A 19,095-nucleotide genomic window follows, 5' to 3' on the forward strand; every position below is an offset into this window, starting at 1 on the left:
TAGGGTACAAAAGTAATTACGTAATTTTATTTAAATTTGCCATAATATTAATATAAAACGACATGAGCTGCAGCCAGAATCCTATCAATATAGATGATATAGAAAAACCCTATTTTGTTTGGTTTGAAGACAACTGGATACATGATGATGAATTGCACTCGCATCATAAAGGTCAGTTGGTATATGTGGAAAGCGGCTTCCAATATCTGACAGTTGAAGGAAAGATTTACCTTTTACCACAAAACCATGCTGCATGGATACCATCAGGGCATATTCACAAAACCAACTCACATTCGGAAAAGATAAAATTGATGATTATGTTTTTCGATGTGGAAAAAGATATTCCTTTTTACAATGAAGTAAGTGTTTTTCTAGTACCTCCGGTTTTAAAAGAGATGATTAAATATGCTGAAAAGTGGTCAAAAAAGATACAGGAGGATCCACACGAAACTTTATTCCTAAAGGCTTTGAGCAATGAACTCCCACAATTTGTTGCGCGATCACTGCAACTGCACATCAGCCCGCCGGAAGATAAAAGACTGTGTAAAGCCATTGATTATCTTCACGAACATTATACAGAAGATTTGAGTATGGAAGATCTTAGCGAAATTGCTGCTCTGTCCTTGCGTACACTGGAACGGATTTTCAAAAAAGAAACAGGATTAACGCTAAGTAAATACCAACAAATGCTCCGCATTATTAAAAGTCTGGAATTATTGAGTGACCAGCAATGGACCATTTCTGAAATAGCTTTTAAAACAGGTTATAAAAGCCTGCAGGCATATACCAATAGTTTCTTTTCTGTTATGCAATACCGTCCCAGTGAGTTTCTGAAAAAACTAGTTTAGATTTTGGATAGCTTTTTAAAGAGCAAAGCATTACTCCAGATTTTATATTTCGTAGTGAGTTAGTTAACAATTGCTCATAGTTTATAAATTCTCATATTAAATTACTCACTATGTAGTGATAAAATATTATATTTGTATTGTAAATAGTCTTCCCCCGACTATTTTACAATTATTGGACTAATAAGTTATACAGGTGAGAAAGCCGGCTACCTTTATGTATGATGAAGAAGTGGTCGGCATTCTCTTTTTATTCCTTTATATCTCAATCATTTACATTACATTATAAATACCTATATTTGCCACCAGTTTTTGGTGCACCTTAAAAAGTGCTTAAAAGGGAATCAGGTGTAAATCCTGAACAGACCCGCTGCTGTAAACTTCATAAAAAATCTTGGCAATACGTCACTGTTACTATCGGTAATGGGAAGGCGCTAAAGAGAAGTAAGTCAGAAGACCTGCCAGAAGTATATGTTTGATGCTTTCGTGGAATAAAGCTATATCGACCTGAATAAACTCTCCCGGACTTTTCTCTGGGTTAGTCATGTACTGATATTTGCAGCAAAGGCATAAACATTTTAATAAATGTAAAGCCAATGCTAAAAAGACTATTCTCTTTCTGTTTAATTCCCTTGCTTCTGCTTTTTGCAACCGGGTTTTCTTTTGCACAGAAAAAAGATACAACACGAATAAGAGAAGTTGAGGCTGTAGACATTTTCAAAAAAAATACACGTACTGTTCTCCCGCCTCAGAAGTTAACATCTGATATTATTGAAAAGCTAAATAATAATTCAGTTGCCGATGCGCTTCGATATTTTTCCGGTGTTCAGATTAAAGATTATGGTGGTGTCGGCGGACTAAAGACAGTTGATATCCGAAGTCTCGGAGCACAGCAAGTTGGTGTTTTCTATGATGGAATTCCCATCGGAAATGCACAAAACGGAATTGTAGATCTTGGCAAGTTTTCTCTGGATGATCTGGAAGAAATAACATTATACAATGGTCAGAAAAGTGACATTTTCCAACCTGCAAAAGATTTCGGAAGCTCGGGGACCATTTATCTTCAGCCTAAAAAACCCGTATTCAGAGAAAGCAGGACAACCAATCTTACAGTCCGCACGAAAAGTGGTTCTATACAAACTTTCAATCCTTCTTTCAGATTAGAGCAAAAGCTTTCTAATTCTGTTTCTGCATCCTTTAGCGGAGAATATCTGGATACTGACGGAATTTATAAGTTCAGATATTACCGGAAATATCTAAATGGTCAGATTGCCTATGATACCATTGCAAAGCGACATGATGCAGATGTAAAGGCAAAGCGATTTGAAACCAGCATTAACGGAGATCTGAAAAACGGAAAATGGGATCTGAGAGCCTATGCCTATTTATCTAACCGTGGGTTACCGGGCGCTATAGTGAACGGACGATTCGGCGACGAAGGCCAAAGACTAAAAGATGCCAATTATTTTGTTCAGGGAAGCTGGATGCAGAAAATCTTTCCAAAAGTACAAACACAGCTGAAAGCTAAATTTGCATACGATTACAATCGTTATATAGATACCCTTGCACCTCAGCGTCCAAAAATCGACAATCAGTATATACAACGGGAATTCTACATCTCCTCCTCTACCCTTTACCAAATTAACAATAACTGGGATGCAGCTATTTCCGCAGACTTTCAGTACAATAATATGGCAGCAAATCTTTACAATTTCAGTTATCCCAAACGTTATACCACCCTTCTTGCTTTAGCTATGAATTATCGTTGGGGAAGACTGAAAGCACAGGGAAGTTTACTCGGAACCTTTGTCCAGAATAAAGTTTTACAAAATGCTGCACCGGGAGATGAAAATAAATGGACGCCTGCCCTTTTTATCAATTACCAGCCCTTCAGTCAACATGAATTTTATTTAAAGGCTTTCTATAAGCAGGTTTTCAGGCTTCCTACTTTCAATGAAATGTATTACAAAACATTAGGGATGTCACTCCTGAAACCCGAATTTACACACCAGTATGATTTTGGTTTTACCTACCGGAAAAATTTCTCACGGGGAATCGTAAAAAATATCAGTCTTAATGTTGACGGTTACTACAATAATGTCACCAATAAGATTACTTCAACCTTTAATGGTAATATGTTTATCTGGATGAATCTGAGTCTGGGCAAAGTAGAAATTATAGGAACAGATGTCAATCTTCAAAGTGAATTGGAATTAGGTCAATGGCGCATACGCCCGCTCCTTACTTATACCTACCAAAGAGCAAGAGATTTTACAGATCCTAAAAAAAGTTACTACGGCCATCAGATTCCTTATACTCCATGGAACAGTGGCAGCTTTGCTCTGATGACAGAATACAAATCATGGGGCTTGAACTACAGTTTTGTATATGTAGGCGAGCGCTATGATTCCAGCCAGAATAACATTCAGTACAATTATTTGCTTCCGTGGTATACTCATGATCTGTCTGTGCAAAAAACTTTTAAACTGAATAAACATCAGTTGAAAGCATCTTTCGAAGTCAATAATCTTTTCAATCAATACTATGATGTTGTACTTAACTATCCTATGCCCGGACGCAACTTCAGGTTTATTTTAAATTTTACCTTATGAAATTCAAAAATTTAGCATATCTGTTATTTATTGTTTTCCTTACTTCCTGTCGCGGAGATCAGTATATCATACAAAAAGAAACCGAAGAGATAACTCCTCCACAAAATATAGCAACCAGAGGCTTTTATCTTCTTAACGAAGGCAACATGAACAGCAATAAAGCTACCCTGGATTACTTTGACTATACTAAAGGTACTTACTCACGCAATATCTATGCAGAAGCCAATCCAAATGTGGTAAAAGAGATGGGTGATGTTGGTAATGATATTAAAATTTATGGCAGCAAGATGTATGTTGTGGTAAATGCTTCCAATAAAGTTGAAGTACTGGATTCCAGAACTGCAAAAAAAATAAAAAGCATTACAGTAGAAAATGGCAGATACCTAGCCTTTGCGAATGGCAAAGCTTATGTCTCTTCTTATGCAGGACCTATATCTGTAGATCCGAAAGCACCGCTGGGAAAGGTGATGGAAATAGACACTATTTCTTTATCGGTTACCCGCGAAGCTGTAGTTGGCTACCAACCAGAGGAAATGGCTGTTGTAAAAAACAAACTTTATGTGGCTAACTCCGGAGGCTATCGTGTACCTAATTATGATAGAACGATATCGGTAATTGATCTCGCCAATTTTAAAGAAGCAACCAAATACGATATTGCTATTAATCTTAATAGGCTGAAAGCAGATTCCAATGGTGATCTCTACGTAACCTCCAGAGGGGATTATCTGACTGCTTCTTCAAACTTATTTGTTGTAGACAGCCAAACCGGTACTATAAAAAAGACATTCAATATTCCGATCAATAACTTCACAATTGTTAATGATAAACTTTATTATCTCGGCAATGAATTTAACTATAATACAAAAAAAACTGTAAAGTCTTACGGTATTATTGATCTCAAAACCAAAGAAATAATTTCTAAAAAGCTATTTGATTCCAAATATGAAACAGAAATAGAAACTCCTTATGGCATTGCTGTAAATCCAATCACAGAAGATTTGTATATAACCGATGCCGGTAACTATGTTTCTACAGGAAGCCTGTACTGTTTCGACAAAAACGGAACCTTCAAATGGAAGACTGAAGGTGGAAATATCCCGGCACATTTTGCCTTTTTATATAAATAAACATTGACGTTACACTAAAAAAATATCCATGAAATTTTCAGACAAATCGAACATTGCTAAAACATTCTTACTGGGAAGCATAGTGCTTACAAGCCTTTACAACTGTTCTTCGGACAATGACACTACCGAGCCTGTAGTCTATAGTAAATACATAAGTGAGGTGCTGGATTATATGCCTGCTCCGGGACAGTTCACCAACGATTTGCCAAAATATAATGCCGGGGAAACTAAAAAGGATATGGTACAAAAAGCGAATGATGCTATAGCAAAAGGAGCCAATGGTATGATACACTTAGGTGGCTTTGGGGGCTATGTTACCTTCAGATTTGACCACACTGTTGCAAATGGTGAAGGCGCTGATTTTAAAATTTTGGGTAATACTTTTACCGGAAGTTCAGAACCTGGGATTATTATGGTTGCATTGGATAGAAATAAAAATGGAAAACCAGATGATGATGAATGGTATGAAATTGCGGGTAGTGAGTATTTTAAAGATACTACTATTAAAAACTATAGTATCACCTACTATAAGCCAGATGAATCTAAAACTCCGGTAAAAGGTTCTGCAAACTGGCAGACCGATACGGAATATATCCGTTGGGAAGACAATCAGGGAGGTAAAGGCTATTTAACCAAAAACTCATTTCATAAACAAAGCTACTATCCGATGTGGGTTGGTGAATCTTCCATTACTTTTAAAGGGACCAGAATTGCCGATAATTTTAAACAGAACAATGGTTTATGGAGTTCTGTTCCGTTCGAGTTCGGATATGCTGACAATGCTACTAATGAGAGTGACGCTTCTAACATCGATATCTCATGGGCTGTAGATAAAAACGGGAAATATGTAAAGCTACCCGGTATTGACTTTGTAAAAGTATACAGTGCTATCCGTCAGGAAAACGGAATGCTGGGAGAAGTAAGTACAGAAGTTACGGGTGCTTATGACCTGCGGATAAAATAACTTCACTATCATAAACAGAAAACACAAAACTACTATATATCAACTATTTATTAAACAATTAAAAAAAATTATGAGAAAAGTATATACCTCTTTTGCTTTACCTTTATTGAGCTTTCTAGCGCTGTCATCATGTTCTAATGATGATTTTGTTGAACCCTTAGAATCTGCTCCTTCAGCAGTAGTATCTACACAAGGATTTTATGTTGCCAACGAAGACTGGTTCGGCCATGATAACGGATCTGTAAACTATTTTAAAAATGATGGTTCTATTATATACAGAGCATACCGTGCAGCCAACAACGGCGAAAAACTTGGAGTAACTACACAATTTGCCACTATTTACGGTAACAATGCTTACCTAATATCCAAACAAAAAAACAGATTAGTTGTGGCAGATGCCAAAACTTTAAAAATGAAAGCTGTGCTTACCGAAATCGGTGGTGACGGTCGTGCCTTTGTAGGTATCAACCCTAAAAAAGCTTATATCTCTACAGGCAACGGAATTTCTATATTCAATATTGAAACGCTAAAAGTAGAAGGTAATATCTCGGGAGTGAGTGGGCAAACGGGAAATATGCTTTTAGTGGGTGATTATGTAATTGCTATTACACAATCAAAAGGAGCTTATGTAATCAATACCAAAACCAACACTGTAGAGAAATTAATCAGCGGAACCGACTTTGCTTCTGTTGTACAAAGTAAAGATGGTAAAGTATGGATAGGAGCCAATAAAAAATTAATCCAGATCGATCCTTATACATTAGAAAAAACGGACGAAATTGATATTACAAATGCTCCAATCGGTGCAACATGGTATGCATGGACTGCGGGAAGCCTTTCTGCAAGTACAAAACAAAATGTATTGTATTGGACAAAGGGAAATTCAGTTGTGAAATATAATATAGCAACTAAATCACTTAATACTTCTTTTTATGATTTAGGTAAAGACGATCAGGGTATACAGCTTTCTTTTTACGGAGCAGGACTGCGTGTAGATCCATTGACAGATAAACTTGTATTAACGGTAAAACGTAATGGCTGGGGCGAAGCCGGCAGTTACAACTGGATACATATCGTAGGCAATACCGGTGCTTTAGAAAAGAGCATTGTTGTAAATGGAGGTAATGGTACCAGTTCCCAAGACGAACGTTATTACTGGTTCCCGGCAGTACCGTTCTTCGAAGATGTAAATGCGCCAGAAATTTTATTGAACAAGATAATTATAGCACCAGGAAAAAGAAGAGCTATTGCCCTGAATGATAAGATTGTTGATGCTGATAATATTTCTTCTTCTATTGTAAAATCTATCAGCGCTAAAGGAACTGAACTTGCCACTTACGAGCTGAAAACAGATTCCCTTATTATCAAAGCTAAAGAATTGACAGGAAAAGAAAGAATTACCATTTCAGCAGTTTCTAATGGTAAATATGTAGAAAAAACAGTCAATATAGACGTTACACAATAATAATTTAAAGTAATTTAACTTGTAAGAAAGGGATCCGAATATTCAGATCCCTTTCTTCATTTTTATTTGGTAAAATTACTCCGGCATTACGTTATACACAGGATCCTCTTCAATATTTACTTCTATAAATCCGCCGGCGTTTTCCAACAAGCGTATACAATCTGCACTCAGATGTCTTAATACAACCTCTTTATTATGATTTTTATACTGTTCTGTTAGTTTTTTCAGTGCTTCGATAGCCGACATATCTGCTACCCTGGATTCTTTAAAATCAATAATAATTTTATCTGTATCATTCACTGCATCAAACTTATCCACAAAAGCTGTTGTACTTCCAAAGAATAATGGGCCAAATATTTCATAGACTCTGTTTCCGTCTTCATCCAGAAACTTTCGGGCACGTATTCTTTTAGCATTATCCCATGCAAATACCAATGCAGAAATAATAACACCTACTAACACAGCTAATGCAAGATTATGAAGTACAACTGTTATAACAGCTACCAATATTCCGACAAAAATATCGGACTTGGGCATTTTATTCACAATCTTTAAGGAAACCCACTGAAATGTTCCTATTGCCACCATCATCATTACACCAACCAAAGCTGCCATAGGAATCTGTTCGATCACTGGTCCGCCCACCAGAATAATCAGCAGTATCGTTAATGCTCCTATAATTGCAGATATTCTGGTTCTGGCTCCCGCTCCAATATTGACAAGTGTTTGAGCAACCATAGCACATCCGCCCATTCCTCCGAAAAAGCCATTGACAATATTAGCTGTACCTTGAGCCATTGCTTCTCTGTTGGACTCTCCTTTTGTTCTGGTAATTTCATCCACCATATTTAGCGTCAGCAAAGATTCCACAAGCCCCACTCCTGCCATAATCAGGGAATAAGGAAAGATTATCTTAAGCGTTTCCATATTAAATGGAATTGCAGGTATATGAAAAGAAGGTAATGATCCGCTTACTGAAGCAATATCCACAACTTTTTTAGTATCTATATTCAGAAAATAGGCAAGAACCGATACTATAACAATGGCTACCAAAGATGATGGAACAGCCTTTGTAATTTTCGGAAAAATAAGTACTATGGCAATTGTAAGTAATGTAAGCCCGGCCATTATATAAAGCATATTCCCGTTCATCCAGCCACTCATCCCATTTTGTACTATTTTAAATTGGGCAACCTGAGCCATAAAAATAATAATTGCCAAACCATTCAGAAAGCCATACATTACAGGCTGAGGGATTAGCCTTACAAATTTCCCTAATTTAAAAACGCCCACCAATAACTGAAGTATACCAGCCAATACAACTGCTGCCAGCAGATATTGTACTCCATGAGAAGCAGCCAAAGCCATCAGCACAACAACAGTAGCTCCTGCACCGCCGGACACCATCCCGGGTCTGCCTCCCAAAACAGCCGTCACAATTCCCATAAGGAAGGCAGCATAAAGTCCCATTAGTGGAGATAAGCCTGCTAATATGGCAAAGGACAGAGATTCCGGAATCATGGTCATGGCTACGGTTAGTCCTGCCAGTATTTCATTCTTAAAATTGATATTCCGGAGTGATTGAAAATTTAAAAGATTATTCATAAAGCTGGTTGTATAAATTCCGGCCTCAGAGAATCCCGGCCAAAAAAGTATTTCGAAATTTAAAGTCTAATCTGATACAAAATACTGACTGCAAAAATACGGAAAACTATAGATGCTGAAAAGCACAAGCCGGAAATATCTTTATAACAACTCCTATTCAACAAACACATAAAGCATTATATTTCAGATATTTTCATTAACTTTAAACAAAAACATTATGGGAAAATTTGAAATTTCAAAAAGAAAAAATGGTGAATTTCAGTTTAATCTGAAAGCAACTAACGGGCAGGTAATCTTAGCAAGCGAAGGTTATTCCACTAAGGCTAACTGCGAAAACGGTATAGAATCGGTAAAGAAAAATTCACAGGATGAGAATAAATTCGACAAGAAGACTTCATCCAATGGCAAGCATTATTTCAACCTCAAAGCAACAAACGGGCAGATTATTGGTACAAGCGAAATGTATGAAAGTGCAGCCGGCAGAGATAACGGTATAGCTTCTGTAAGAAATAATGCTCCTGAAGCTTCCGTAGAAGATACAACAGTATAAATTATTATTCAATAACAACATAAACCCCACAGACCTAAAAATCTATGGGGTTTTATATTTATACCTAAAGTATATATCAAATTAATGTGGTAATCTGCTCCTTATCAATCCATATACCCATGTTCCGGCTATTGCACTTAGCAATGTAACAATGATAACGGTAACACCTGTGCCTATTTGTGCAAACAGGGGTCCTGGACATGCACCGGTAACAGCCCATCCGAAACCAAACAACAACCCTCCATAGATTTGGCCTTTATTAAACTGCTTAGGTGTAATAGAAATTGACTCTCCGTGAATAGTTTTAATATTGAACTTCTTGATGATCCAGACTGAAATCATTCCCGTAAGTACAGCACTTCCTATAATGCCGTACATATGAAAAGACTGAAGCCTGAACATTTCCTGAATACGGAACCAACTGATTACCTCAGATTTTACGAAGATAATTCCAAAAAGAATCCCCACTAACATATATTTAAGGTTGGAATACCACTTGCTGTTTATATCTTTTAAATTATTATTCATGTATTACAGATTAAAGGCTAAGAATAAAAGGTAGAATTAAATTTGCCATAATAAAACCACCTACCATAAAACAAATAGTAGCAACTAATGAAGGCCATTGCAGATTAGACAGTCCCATAATTGCATGTCCGCTTGTGCAGCCTCCTGCATAGCGTGTTCCGAATCCTACTAAGAATCCGCCAACAATCATCATAATAAACCCTCTTATACTAAGCAATGCACTCCAGTTGAATATTTCTGTCGGTACCAGATTACTATAATCAGTAATTCCATAACTGCTCAATTCTTCAGCCAGTTTTGGATTTACTGCGACAGGATCAGGATTATTTAACAAAGTAACCGCAATAACTCCACCCAAAAATATTCCGAATACAAAAAACAAGTTCCATGCTTCTTTTTTCCAATCGTATTTAAAAAAAGAAATATTAGCAGGTATGCATGAGGCACAAATATGCCGCAATGATGAACTGATTCCAAAAGATTTATTCCCCAGAATTAGCAATGCGGGTACTGTAAGCCCAATAAGCGGACCGGCAATATACCATGGCCAAGGTTGTTTCAAAAATTCTATCATATTACATTCATTCTTAAATTATTTCATGGTTTTACTCTGACATACAAAATCAGTTGTTGGCACTTCTGTTAATTTAATCTTACCAAAACCACCTTCCACTTCTGTAAAGTTACGATATCCTCTTGCCTGAAGAATACTTGCCGCTATCATACTTCTGTAACCTCCGGCACAGTGCAGAAAGAAATGCTCTTTCGGGTCAACATCCTTTATCCATGTATTGATATAAGCTAACGGACGGCTATAAGCATCTGCTATATGTTCTGCAGCATATTCTCCTTCTTTTCTTACATCAATTATTTTAACATCTTCTGTATATCGTTGTGCAAATTCTTCAGGGGTAATTCTGTCCACGGAATCAGTTTCTTTTCCTGCTGATTGCCATGCAGAAACACCTCCCTTCAGATAGCCCAATACATTATCAAAACCTACACGGCTAAGACGGGTAATAACTTCTTCTTCACTTCCTTCATCCGTTACCAATAATAGCGGCTGCTTTACATCTGCTATCATTACACCCACCCATGGCGCAAAATCTCCTTTCACTCCGATATTTACTGACTGTGGAATAAAGCCTTTATGAAATTCTGCTGCAAGTCTTGTGTCCAGTATCAATGCTCCGGTTTCATCTGCCACAGCTTCAAAATCTTCTGCTGATAATGGGTTAAGCCCTTGTTCAAGAACTTGATCAAAACTTTCATAGCCCTTTTTATTCATGGCAACATTCATGGCAAAATATCCTGGCGGCGGTGTTAATCCGTCCGTAACTTCTTTTACAAAAGTCGCTTTATCCGGTTGGTTCAGCGCATAGTTCGTTTTCTTCTGATTGCCCAAAGTATCCACCGTTTCCTTCTGCATGTTTTTACCACATGCACTTCCGGCTCCGTGAGCAGGGTAAACTGTTATTTCATCTGATAAAGGCATAATCTTATTTATCAGGCTATCATAAAGCATTCCTGCAAGATCTTCCTGCGTAAGGTCTTTACCTTTTTGTGCAAGATCTGGTCTTCCGACATCTCCTAAGAACAAAGTATCTCCCGAAAACAGAGCTGTTTCTTTTCCATTTTCGTCAATAAGCAAGTAGCATGAGCTTTCCATCGTATGCCCGGGTGTATGCAATACTTTTATTTTAATATCGCCTATCTCAAAAATTTCCTCGTCTTTAGCAATAACTGCTTCAAATTCAGGTTTTGCTGTTGGTCCGTAAACTATAGCTGCACCTGTTTTATCACTCAAGTCAACATGCCCGGATACAAAATCTGCATGAAAGTGGGTCTCGAGAATATATTTAAGCTTCGCATTGTCCTCTTGTAATTTATCCAGATAGGGCTGCACCTCTCTTAAAGGATCTATAATTACGGCTTCTCCCTGGGATACAATGTAGTAAGCTCCCTGTGCAAGACATCCTGTATATATTTGTTCTACTTTCATTTTATTACATTTTAATTTAGTGGAGTAAAGTTATCATTATAAAATATGCTGTACAGCTACTTTTGTCACATAAGAATTTCTTTTGCAAGAATATAGGTTCCCATAACCAGTATAAACCAGCCAAAAGCTGGTTTCAGCTTCTTTCCATCTATTCTACGGGAGAAAAAACTCCCTATATATATTCCAATAACAGCCATGGCTGTTACGCCTAGTAAAAATGACCAGTGTATGGTGGTATGGTGTAAAGAGAATATAAATCCGCTCAGAGAATTAAGTGCAATAATAACAAGTGAGGTCCCTATAGCAGTTTTCATAGGCATTTTAAGCAATCCAACAAGCGCAGGGATAATCATAAATCCTCCGCCTGCGCCAATAAGCCCGGTCAATAGCCCCACAATAATCCCTTGAACAGCTACCAAAAGGTAGCCAGAATTACTTTCTGACAAATTTTCAGATTGAATTTTACGAATCATTTTATATGCTGCGCCAACCATTAGTACAGCAAACAACAACATGATAAAATTATCCTTGGTAATTATAACACTTCCTATCTGGATCAGCTTCTGCGGGATTGCGGGAAGCAAAAAATTTCTTGATAGAAACACCGAAATTACGGATGGAACTCCGAATATAATGACTGTTTTGAAGTCTACCCAAGCCTTTTGAAAGTAGGATACAGATCCGGCTATACTCGTTACGCCTACAATAAAAAGAGAATATACTGTAGCCTGAACAGTTCCTATGCTAAATAAATAAACCAAGACGGGTACTGTAAGAATACTACCTCCACCTCCTATCAGTCCTAAAGATACACCTATTAAAACAGATGCTAAATAACCTGCTATTTCCATTACATTTTACAATTGATACTGCAAAAATGAAATACTCGGAATCATTACACAGCTACTTTTGTCACATAAGGGTAATTTTATTTCTTCCCAGCTTTACGGTTCCGTTTTCTTCAAGCTGTTTTAGCAATCTGGAAACTACAGCTCTCGCCGTTCCCAATTCGTTTGCAAGCTGCTCATGGGTTGTCTGAATTGTTTTGGACACTGCAAGAGAAGATTTCTTTTGCAATAAATCCAGTAATCTTTCATCTACCTTTTTAAAGGCAATGGCATTTACAACCTCCAGAAGTTCTTCAAACCTTTTATGGTACAATCTGAAAATATAATCCAGCCATTGTGGATATTCTTTAATAAAAAGTGAAACCTTATCTACCGGAAGAAAAAGAATTTCCGCATCCTCTTCTACCTCAGCCCTGACCTTGCTCGTATCATTATGCAATCCGCCAAGAAAAGACATAATGCAGCTTTCTCCGGGTTTTATGTAGTACAACAGAATCTCACGCCCGTCTTCTTCGGTACGGATTACCTTCAGACTTCCTTTTACCACGATAGGAATAGCCCGGATATGGGAATTTTCATCCTGAATAATACTCCCTGCCTTATAGTCTTTTTGTACACTATTAGCATATAATCTTTCAATCAGTTCTGGTGAAGATTCAAATTCGGAAATTTTCTGCAGTTCTGTCATGTTCCGGAATTATTCTATTCTAAGTTTTTTCAGGTTCTGTCGGTAAGCATCCATAATGGTAGATTTGGTAATATAACCGATATACTTTCCGTCTTTCGTTAATAAGACATAGTCATGCCGGCTTTCTTCCATTATCCGTATTATTTTTGCTGTAGCATCATCAACAGATACAATATTAGCAGTAATGATAAATTCGGAGAAGTCAGTTTCTTGATCAAAAAAGAGATGTTTTCGGACATCGTTCAGCATAATAATTCCCTGAATAATTAATGACCGGTCGAGTACCGGAACAAAATACTGATTGGTATTGGTAAATATATCTTTAATCTCTTGCGAAGTAAAATCTGTAAATACTGTTTTCAGGTGACTGCTGTATAATAAACTTACATCGATTTTATCCAGGATATTGCGGTCTTTATCGGAAGTAAAAACAATACCTTTATCTGCAATACTATAGATATCCATGCTATAATTATCATACCTCTTTGCAATGGCATAGCTTATAGAAGAAACCAGCATAAGCGGAATAATCAGCCCATAACCACCTGTTATTTCGGCAATAAGGAAAATTGCAGTGAGTGGTGCATGGAATAATCCACTTAATAAAGCAGCCATACCCACAACCGTAAAATTATCTATAGGAAGGTTTTTAATACCGATAAGCGTCACAACCTTGGAAACAAAGTATCCCAGATAAGAACCTACAAAAAGTGAAGGCGCAAAATTACCACCATTCCCCCCGCTTCCCAGTGTTAGTCCTGTAGCGACAGATTTAATCATCATGGTAATCAGCACAAAAAGCATAATCCACCATTCATTTCCGTTAAGGTGCTCAAATAATGAATTATCCAGTAGCTCTCCGGCCTGATTATTGGCCAGTACTTTTATGTTTTCATAACCTTCACCAAATAATGGCGGAAACAGAAATATGAGCATTCCCAGAATACCTGCTCCTACAAATGCTCTTGTATATACATTCTTGGAATAACTTCCTATGCGATGTTCGACCCACCTAAAGAGCCGTGCATGATATACAGACAGAAAACCAGCGATAATCCCCAGAAGAACATAATAAATAGTATTATGATAATCGAAATTCAGCCCTCTTTTAAAAGATAATAATATTCCGCCATTCAGGGTCAGATTCGACATAATTGCTCCTGTAGCTGAGGAAATCATAATCGGAATAAATGCAGAGACACTCATATCCGCCAATATCACTTCTATTGCAAATAACACTCCGGCAACCGGGGCATTGAAGGCTGTAGCGATTCCCGCGGCTACTCCACATGCAAGCAGCAGCGTTCTGTCTTTGTAATTCAGCCGGAAATCCTGTGCATAATTAGATCCCAGAGCTGCTCCAGTAATCGTAATCGGAGATTCCAAACCTGCAGATCCACCCATACCAACCGTTAATGAGCTGGTAATAATCTGTGCATACATTTGTTTTTTAGGCATAAAACCCGATCTTTTGGCAACTGCTATCATAATCTGGGCAGTTCCTTTTTCGAGAGATCCATTAAGAAATTTACGAATAATCAGAACAGTAAGTACAATTCCCAGTATAGGCAAAATACTGTTCAGATAAGGTAACCTAAGGATTTTATTAACATAAGTTGTAAACTGAAAAACGTTATGGGCAAAAGTTTTCAGAACCGTTACGGCCAATGCAGAGGTTATCCCGACGATAACACAAGAGAAATACAAAAACTGCCTGTCCGACAATACGATCCTTAGCAGACCCAATATACTTTTTATGTTGTATATACTGCGGCGTATAAATTTTGGAGTTTTAGATTTCTTAATTTTTGGCATACCCCAAAATTAAGATTCATTTTTCTAAAAATTATGGATTCACTACTTTTTTTCTGTAATTATTAAGAGTCACTAAATTTAATTAGTTGAGAGAAGCCAGCCATATAAAGGCAAACAGGCATATCAGTAGTATTCCGGCACCACCGGAAATAAGATATGATATAAAATAGTACAAGAAACCTTTAATTTTTTTCTGAAAAGCATGAACAATAAGAACCGATAATGTATAAACAAAACCTGACATCAGAAAAGTAAGCAGTATAATATAGAAAAGTGCAGATTCTATGTTTAATGAAGCAGATGAAAGCATAATGTATTTTTTCGGAGATAGATAGTTTTCAACATTTATAAGATGAGTCAAATATACCTGTTTTTATATTTAAATGTATTATTCCACCCGAAAACACTTATCTATACAGGGGGTTCAAAAACAAATTCGTACTTTTATCAACAACAATCACAGAATGGATCGTGAAATATTAAAAGAAAAGCTCCTGTTTTATATTGCACAGGGAAATGGCTTAAGTAGTGAGGTAAGAGACTTGCTTATAGAGTTTCGTAATTTGGGCGGACATCAGGCCGATGCGGAAGAAATTGTAAAAGAGATAAAGCAAGAGTCTGTGGAAGAATTACAGGATCATGCTGATGATGTATTGGATATTATTACAGGATGGTGTGATTCCGAAATGCGAGTATGGAATGATGAGTAATGCTGGCCAATCTAATTAATTTCAAATAAGTATTCAATAAATGTCACAAAAATTTGTAGAATGCAGCCAACATGGAAAACAGGAAATGGCACTTATCTGTACCCATTTGGCACATAGTGTATCAGGAGATGCTCCATTGGGCTTTCATGAGCATGATGAAGGTGATATGGGCAGACCGGATGCATGGTGCAACCAATGCGATCTGGTATTAGACAAAGCGGAAACAGAAGATGAACTTGATGAATGGTTTACCAATTGTGATCATAAAATCGTTTGTGTCAATTGCTGGGATGAAGTAAAAGCACAAAATGTAAATACATCTGATGAGTAAAACCAATCCTGTTGTCTATTTTGAAATTCCTGTGAATGATCTTCAACGGGCTGTGAAATTTTATTCTGCAATATTCAATTTTACTTTTGAAAAAGAAATAATGGATGGTTACGAAATGGCTTTCTTTCCTTTTACGGAATCAAAAAGCGGAGTGACCGGAGCTTTGGTAAAAGGAGATGTTTATAAACCTACTAAAAACGGAGTAATCCTGTATTTCAAAACCGACAATATAGAAAACACTCTAAAAAAGGTTCTGGAAAATAGCGGAAGCATTTTATATCCAAAAACTTTAAATGAAAAGTTTGGCTTTGCAGTTGCCGAATTTTAAGATAGTGAGGGCAACAGAATAGCTTTGCATCAGAATTTGTAATTCTAATTTCTATAAGTCCCGAAAAGCCGGTCCCAGATAGAGGTATAAAAACCAAAGTTTTTGCGTTCGTCGAGATGATGAAGATTATGAAACCTGGTCGTCCCTATTCCCAGCTGATCAAACTTTGCCGGAAAAAACTCTCTGTTAAGATGTCCTATTGTTCCCCACATGAGATTAATTGTCAGATATATTATGATCGCAGTCAGCGAGAAATTATAGCACATTAACAGCACTATCATCATCAATCCAAAGCCTATCGTTTCAAAAGGATGGAGCACAAACAGACTCAGAAAATTTGTACTAATATGTTCATGATGTTTTCCGTGTAGCATTTTATAAATAGAGGGAGCGTGGGCCGCATAATGAAAGAGGTACATACAAAAATCCATCAGAAGAATTAAAGCCACAACTTCCAAAAAGACAATCCCTGCCGAAGTATTATTATCCAAAGTGATCCATTCACTTTTCCACAAAAGAACACCAAGCAGCATAATAAAGCTGTTGCAAATCACAGTAAGCAGACTAAGTAAAAAATCAGATTTAGTAACAGGATGATCTTCCTTCTGTAACTTGTCTTTACGACATGTTTTATCTACAAGCAGATATAATCCTATAGAAAACAGATACAAAAACAGATTAACTACAAGGCTGAATATAATCCATTCTCCCCATGAAAACTTCTGAAATACATTCAGATAATCAAAAAATTCAAACCCGTTAAAATTCATAATCTGGTTTCGCCAATTTTGGTGTTATAAAAATATGAAATTCGGTTTACAGTCTTACCCGGAAATCGATTTAACCACAAAAGCAACAAAAGTTTTTTTTAAAATATTTAAATTAAATGGAAAGCCTTGTGATATGCTTTGCCTTACACTGAAGAAACATTATTTACATACTTCTGTCGCTTTTATAAACCACAAGAATTAAACAAAAATGATCGGAATAAATATCCGATCATTTTTATTCATTTTAGTACAGGTATAAGTTACTGAGCAACTCTTATCCCGCTCGCCAGTAAACGGATTTCCGTTACAGGTGTTGTTATTTTGTCAATCTCGCTTTGAGGCTTTTTAGCATCTTCTGCATAGTGTCTTAATTCTTCCACAGAAGTTTGTTTTAACTGCGCTTTCCCGTCCAGTAAAATTGTTTTTCCTTTTATAGCAGTAGGCAGAAAGAAGGCATAATCTTTCATCTTAACAAATACCTTTGTTTTATCCGGATTATCTAAAGTAACCCAGCACCCTTTTTTAGGACAAACATCGGTAACAGTTGCTTTTACTGTAATATCCTGCACTTCTTTTCTTTCATTCAGAATTTTATTCAGTTCTGCCATATTTACGGCTCCAGCTTCCTTGGCTTTGGAAACTCCGGCACCATATTCCTCTCCTTTATTGGCGCTTCCTACAGGAGGTTGTGCAAATAATGTTATACTCACGAAAAGTAAGCTTAAAAAAAGTAGTTTTTTCATAATATTAATCTTGTTGTTTGTTTTATTTCGGGAGCTCTGGTGCTCTCATTTTATATTTATAACTGTTCAGAGTTTTCAGAAAAGCAACTACATCAAAGACTTCCTCATCTGTCATGTTAAGCTTTTCTACCATTCCCGACTTGTGTGGAAATTTTGGATCATTCACCTGATCACCTCTCGGCGTTTCTCTTCCCATTCCGGCATTGTACATCATCACAATATTCGCTAATTCCGGAAAAAGCCCATTGTGCATATAAGGCTTATTCTCCGATACTTCTCTTAGGGTAGGCGTTTTAAATTTGCCAACATCTTCATTTCTAAGAGTTACCAGATACCTTCCCAAATCTTCATATTTTCTGCCATAGTAGGTAAGCCCTAAATTATGAAATTTCTGGTCAGAAAAATAAGGTGTGTTATGACAGTTAATACAATTAGCTTTTGTACGGAATAAGTGCAGACCTTTAACCTCAGCATCTGTCAGTGCATTCCTTTTTCCGGAAACAAATTTATCAAAACGGGACGGTGGGCTGATCAATGATCTTTCAAAAGTAGCTATAGCTTTGGCAATTCGGTCTTCTGTAATTTCTGTTGTACCGAAGGCTTTCTCAAAATAAGGCTTATAACCTTTTATTTTACGGATATTTTTTGTTGCCAGGCTCATGTGCAAATTCATTTCTACCGGATTCTCAATAGGTGCCTTTACCTGTTCTTCTAATGTTGCTGAACGCCCATCCCAGAAGAAAGTCTTTGCAAAGCCTATATTCAGTAATGTAGGAGCATTTCGTGTTCCGTTTTGCCTGTCATGTCCGAAAGATACCCGATTACCATCTGCCCAGCCCAACTCAGGATTATGACAGGAAGCACAGGCAATCTGACCACTTTTAGACAATCGGGGATCTAAGAATAAAGTTTTCCCCAACTCCATTTTATCTTCAGAATAGGGATTATCTGCCGGATATTGCATATCAGCCAAAGGACCTATATCCTGAAAATGTTCTTCAGCCTCTGCAAATAAATGAGGTTTTGGCCATTTGGATTTATCCCCTCCCGAATAAAGATCACGCAACTCGTCCACCGTATAAGCCATAGGATCATTTGGGCGATATCCCAGCATTAAACCGACTGCTACAACTGCAATTATTGCTAAATATCTGTCTTTCATTC

20 protein-coding genes and 1 riboswitch are annotated in these 19,095 nt (G+C 37.0%); of the genes, 9 read left to right on the plus strand and 11 right to left on the minus strand.

What is annotated here, in order from left to right; all coding sequences use genetic code 11:
• Positions 1 to 62: 62 nt before the first annotated feature.
• The 5 genes from AYC65_RS12590 to AYC65_RS12610 all read left to right on the plus strand — a co-directional run bounded on the left by AYC65_RS12590 (position 63) and on the right by AYC65_RS12610 (position 7,013).
• Positions 63 to 848, plus strand: a complete 786-nt coding sequence (locus AYC65_RS12590) for a helix-turn-helix domain-containing protein (RefSeq protein WP_034866813.1) — start codon at positions 63 to 65, stop codon at positions 846 to 848.
• 293 nt (positions 849 to 1,141) lie between these two features.
• A riboswitch (cobalamin riboswitch) is annotated at positions 1,142 to 1,325 on the plus strand.
• 116 nt (positions 1,326 to 1,441) lie between these two features.
• Positions 1,442 to 3,457 (plus strand): TonB-dependent receptor, encoded by a 2,016-nt coding sequence (locus AYC65_RS12595; RefSeq protein ID WP_034866812.1) that lies wholly within the window; start codon positions 1,442 to 1,444, stop codon positions 3,455 to 3,457.
• Positions 3,454 to 4,584, plus strand: coding sequence for a YncE family protein (locus tag AYC65_RS12600; RefSeq protein ID WP_034866810.1), 1,131 nt, complete (start codon positions 3,454 to 3,456; stop codon positions 4,582 to 4,584). The genes AYC65_RS12595 and AYC65_RS12600 overlap by 4 nt, the downstream gene beginning before the upstream one ends.
• Before the next feature lie 28 nt (positions 4,585 to 4,612).
• Positions 4,613 to 5,548 (plus strand): hypothetical protein, encoded by a 936-nt coding sequence (locus AYC65_RS12605; protein WP_034866809.1) that lies wholly within the window; start codon positions 4,613 to 4,615, stop codon positions 5,546 to 5,548.
• Between the two features lie 70 nt (positions 5,549 to 5,618).
• On the plus strand, positions 5,619 to 7,013 hold the full coding sequence (locus AYC65_RS12610; RefSeq protein ID WP_034866808.1) for a DUF5074 domain-containing protein: 1,395 nt from the start codon (positions 5,619 to 5,621) through the stop codon (positions 7,011 to 7,013).
• Positions 7,014 to 7,088: 75 nt separating this feature from the next.
• Here the strand turns inward: AYC65_RS12610 and AYC65_RS12615 are convergent, their stop codons facing one another.
• Positions 7,089 to 8,618 carry a SulP family inorganic anion transporter gene (locus AYC65_RS12615; RefSeq protein WP_034866806.1) on the minus strand — a complete coding sequence of 510 codons (1,530 nt, stop codon included), beginning with the start codon at positions 8,616 to 8,618 and terminating at the stop codon, positions 7,089 to 7,091.
• 217 nt (positions 8,619 to 8,835) lie between these two features.
• On the opposite strand from AYC65_RS12615, the gene AYC65_RS12620 reads away from it, so the two are divergent.
• A complete protein-coding gene (locus AYC65_RS12620; RefSeq protein WP_034866805.1) occupies positions 8,836 to 9,168 on the plus strand; it encodes a YegP family protein in 333 nt (110 codons plus the stop codon).
• An 81-nt stretch (positions 9,169 to 9,249) separates the two neighbouring features.
• Here the strand turns inward: AYC65_RS12620 and AYC65_RS12625 are convergent, their stop codons facing one another.
• The 7 genes from AYC65_RS12625 to AYC65_RS12655 form a co-directional block, all read right to left on the minus strand.
• Positions 9,250 to 9,696 (minus strand): DUF6691 family protein, encoded by a 447-nt coding sequence (locus AYC65_RS12625; protein ID WP_034866803.1) that lies wholly within the window; start codon positions 9,694 to 9,696, stop codon positions 9,250 to 9,252.
• Between the two features lie 10 nt (positions 9,697 to 9,706).
• Positions 9,707 to 10,270, minus strand: a complete 564-nt coding sequence (locus tag AYC65_RS12630) for a YeeE/YedE family protein (protein ID WP_034866801.1) — start codon at positions 10,268 to 10,270, stop codon at positions 9,707 to 9,709.
• 18 nt (positions 10,271 to 10,288) lie between these two features.
• Complete coding sequence (locus tag AYC65_RS12635; RefSeq protein ID WP_034866798.1) at positions 10,289 to 11,698, minus strand: MBL fold metallo-hydrolase; 1,410 nt, start codon at positions 11,696 to 11,698, stop codon at positions 10,289 to 10,291.
• 65 nt (positions 11,699 to 11,763) lie between these two features.
• Entirely contained in the window at positions 11,764 to 12,549 is a 786-nt protein-coding gene (locus tag AYC65_RS12640; protein ID WP_034866795.1) for a sulfite exporter TauE/SafE family protein, read from the minus strand.
• 61 nt (positions 12,550 to 12,610) lie between these two features.
• Positions 12,611 to 13,234 carry a Crp/Fnr family transcriptional regulator gene (locus AYC65_RS12645; protein ID WP_034866792.1) on the minus strand — a complete coding sequence of 208 codons (624 nt, stop codon included), beginning with the start codon at positions 13,232 to 13,234 and terminating at the stop codon, positions 12,611 to 12,613.
• Positions 13,235 to 13,243: 9 nt separating this feature from the next.
• Entirely contained in the window at positions 13,244 to 15,049 is a 1,806-nt protein-coding gene (locus AYC65_RS12650; protein ID WP_034866790.1) for a chloride channel protein, read from the minus strand.
• Positions 15,050 to 15,131: 82 nt separating this feature from the next.
• Positions 15,132 to 15,410 (minus strand): hypothetical protein, encoded by a 279-nt coding sequence (locus AYC65_RS12655; RefSeq protein ID WP_234300328.1) that lies wholly within the window; start codon positions 15,408 to 15,410, stop codon positions 15,132 to 15,134.
• Between the two features lie 103 nt (positions 15,411 to 15,513).
• Here AYC65_RS12655 and AYC65_RS12660 point away from each other — a divergent pair, with 103 nt between their 5' ends.
• From AYC65_RS12660 to AYC65_RS12670, 3 genes are read left to right on the plus strand one after another with little or no spacing between them, the layout of a single operon-like run.
• Positions 15,514 to 15,759, plus strand: coding sequence for a hypothetical protein (locus tag AYC65_RS12660; protein WP_234300330.1), 246 nt, complete (start codon positions 15,514 to 15,516; stop codon positions 15,757 to 15,759).
• Positions 15,760 to 15,799: 40 nt separating this feature from the next.
• Positions 15,800 to 16,090 (plus strand): hypothetical protein, encoded by a 291-nt coding sequence (locus tag AYC65_RS12665; RefSeq protein ID WP_034866785.1) that lies wholly within the window; start codon positions 15,800 to 15,802, stop codon positions 16,088 to 16,090.
• Positions 16,083 to 16,418: a VOC family protein gene (locus tag AYC65_RS12670; protein WP_052114599.1), complete on the plus strand. Its 336-nt coding sequence runs from the start codon at positions 16,083 to 16,085 to the stop codon at positions 16,416 to 16,418. The genes AYC65_RS12665 and AYC65_RS12670 overlap by 8 nt, the downstream gene beginning before the upstream one ends.
• A gap of 44 nt (positions 16,419 to 16,462) precedes the next feature.
• Here the strand turns inward: AYC65_RS12670 and AYC65_RS12675 are convergent, their stop codons facing one another.
• From AYC65_RS12675 to AYC65_RS12685, 3 genes are all read right to left on the minus strand, one after another.
• Complete coding sequence (locus tag AYC65_RS12675) at positions 16,463 to 17,188, minus strand: sterol desaturase family protein (protein ID WP_034866783.1); 726 nt, start codon at positions 17,186 to 17,188, stop codon at positions 16,463 to 16,465.
• A gap of 260 nt (positions 17,189 to 17,448) precedes the next feature.
• On the minus strand, positions 17,449 to 17,931 hold the full coding sequence (locus tag AYC65_RS12680; RefSeq protein ID WP_034866781.1) for a DUF4920 domain-containing protein: 483 nt from the start codon (positions 17,929 to 17,931) through the stop codon (positions 17,449 to 17,451).
• Positions 17,932 to 17,953: 22 nt separating this feature from the next.
• Positions 17,954 to 19,093 (minus strand): cytochrome-c peroxidase, encoded by a 1,140-nt coding sequence (locus AYC65_RS12685; RefSeq protein WP_034866779.1) that lies wholly within the window; start codon positions 19,091 to 19,093, stop codon positions 17,954 to 17,956.
• Positions 19,094 to 19,095: the final 2 nt, after the last annotated feature.

This window comes from Elizabethkingia bruuniana (assembly GCF_002024805.1).
GTDB lineage: Bacteria > Bacteroidota > Bacteroidia > Flavobacteriales > Weeksellaceae > Elizabethkingia > Elizabethkingia bruuniana.

Coding starts and splice junctions, on each gene's coding strand:
- AYC65_RS12605 (WP_034866809.1), top strand. CDS start 4,613: ATGAAATTTTCAGACAAATCGAACATTGCTAAAACATTCTTACTGGGA.
- AYC65_RS12615 (WP_034866806.1), bottom strand. CDS start 8,618: ATGAATAATCTTTTAAATTTTCAATCACTCCGGAATATCAATTTTAAG.
- AYC65_RS12670 (WP_052114599.1), top strand. CDS start 16,083: ATGAGTAAAACCAATCCTGTTGTCTATTTTGAAATTCCTGTGAATGAT.
- AYC65_RS12680 (WP_034866781.1), bottom strand. CDS start 17,931: ATGAAAAAACTACTTTTTTTAAGCTTACTTTTCGTGAGTATAACATTA.
- AYC65_RS12645 (WP_034866792.1), bottom strand. CDS start 13,234: ATGACAGAACTGCAGAAAATTTCCGAATTTGAATCTTCACCAGAACTG.
- AYC65_RS12685 (WP_034866779.1), bottom strand. CDS start 19,093: ATGAAAGACAGATATTTAGCAATAATTGCAGTTGTAGCAGTCGGTTTA.
- AYC65_RS12590 (WP_034866813.1), top strand. CDS start 63: ATGAGCTGCAGCCAGAATCCTATCAATATAGATGATATAGAAAAACCC.
- AYC65_RS12600 (WP_034866810.1), top strand. CDS start 3,454: ATGAAATTCAAAAATTTAGCATATCTGTTATTTATTGTTTTCCTTACT.
- AYC65_RS12620 (WP_034866805.1), top strand. CDS start 8,836: ATGGGAAAATTTGAAATTTCAAAAAGAAAAAATGGTGAATTTCAGTTT.
- AYC65_RS12595 (WP_034866812.1), top strand. CDS start 1,442: ATGCTAAAAAGACTATTCTCTTTCTGTTTAATTCCCTTGCTTCTGCTT.
- AYC65_RS12625 (WP_034866803.1), bottom strand. CDS start 9,696: ATGAATAATAATTTAAAAGATATAAACAGCAAGTGGTATTCCAACCTT.
- AYC65_RS12630 (WP_034866801.1), bottom strand. CDS start 10,270: ATGATAGAATTTTTGAAACAACCTTGGCCATGGTATATTGCCGGTCCG.
- AYC65_RS12675 (WP_034866783.1), bottom strand. CDS start 17,188: ATGAATTTTAACGGGTTTGAATTTTTTGATTATCTGAATGTATTTCAG.
- AYC65_RS12610 (WP_034866808.1), top strand. CDS start 5,619: ATGAGAAAAGTATATACCTCTTTTGCTTTACCTTTATTGAGCTTTCTA.
- AYC65_RS12640 (WP_034866795.1), bottom strand. CDS start 12,549: ATGGAAATAGCAGGTTATTTAGCATCTGTTTTAATAGGTGTATCTTTA.
- AYC65_RS12660 (WP_234300330.1), top strand. CDS start 15,514: ATGGATCGTGAAATATTAAAAGAAAAGCTCCTGTTTTATATTGCACAG.
- AYC65_RS12635 (WP_034866798.1), bottom strand. CDS start 11,698: ATGAAAGTAGAACAAATATATACAGGATGTCTTGCACAGGGAGCTTAC.
- AYC65_RS12650 (WP_034866790.1), bottom strand. CDS start 15,049: ATGCCAAAAATTAAGAAATCTAAAACTCCAAAATTTATACGCCGCAGT.
- AYC65_RS12665 (WP_034866785.1), top strand. CDS start 15,800: ATGTCACAAAAATTTGTAGAATGCAGCCAACATGGAAAACAGGAAATG.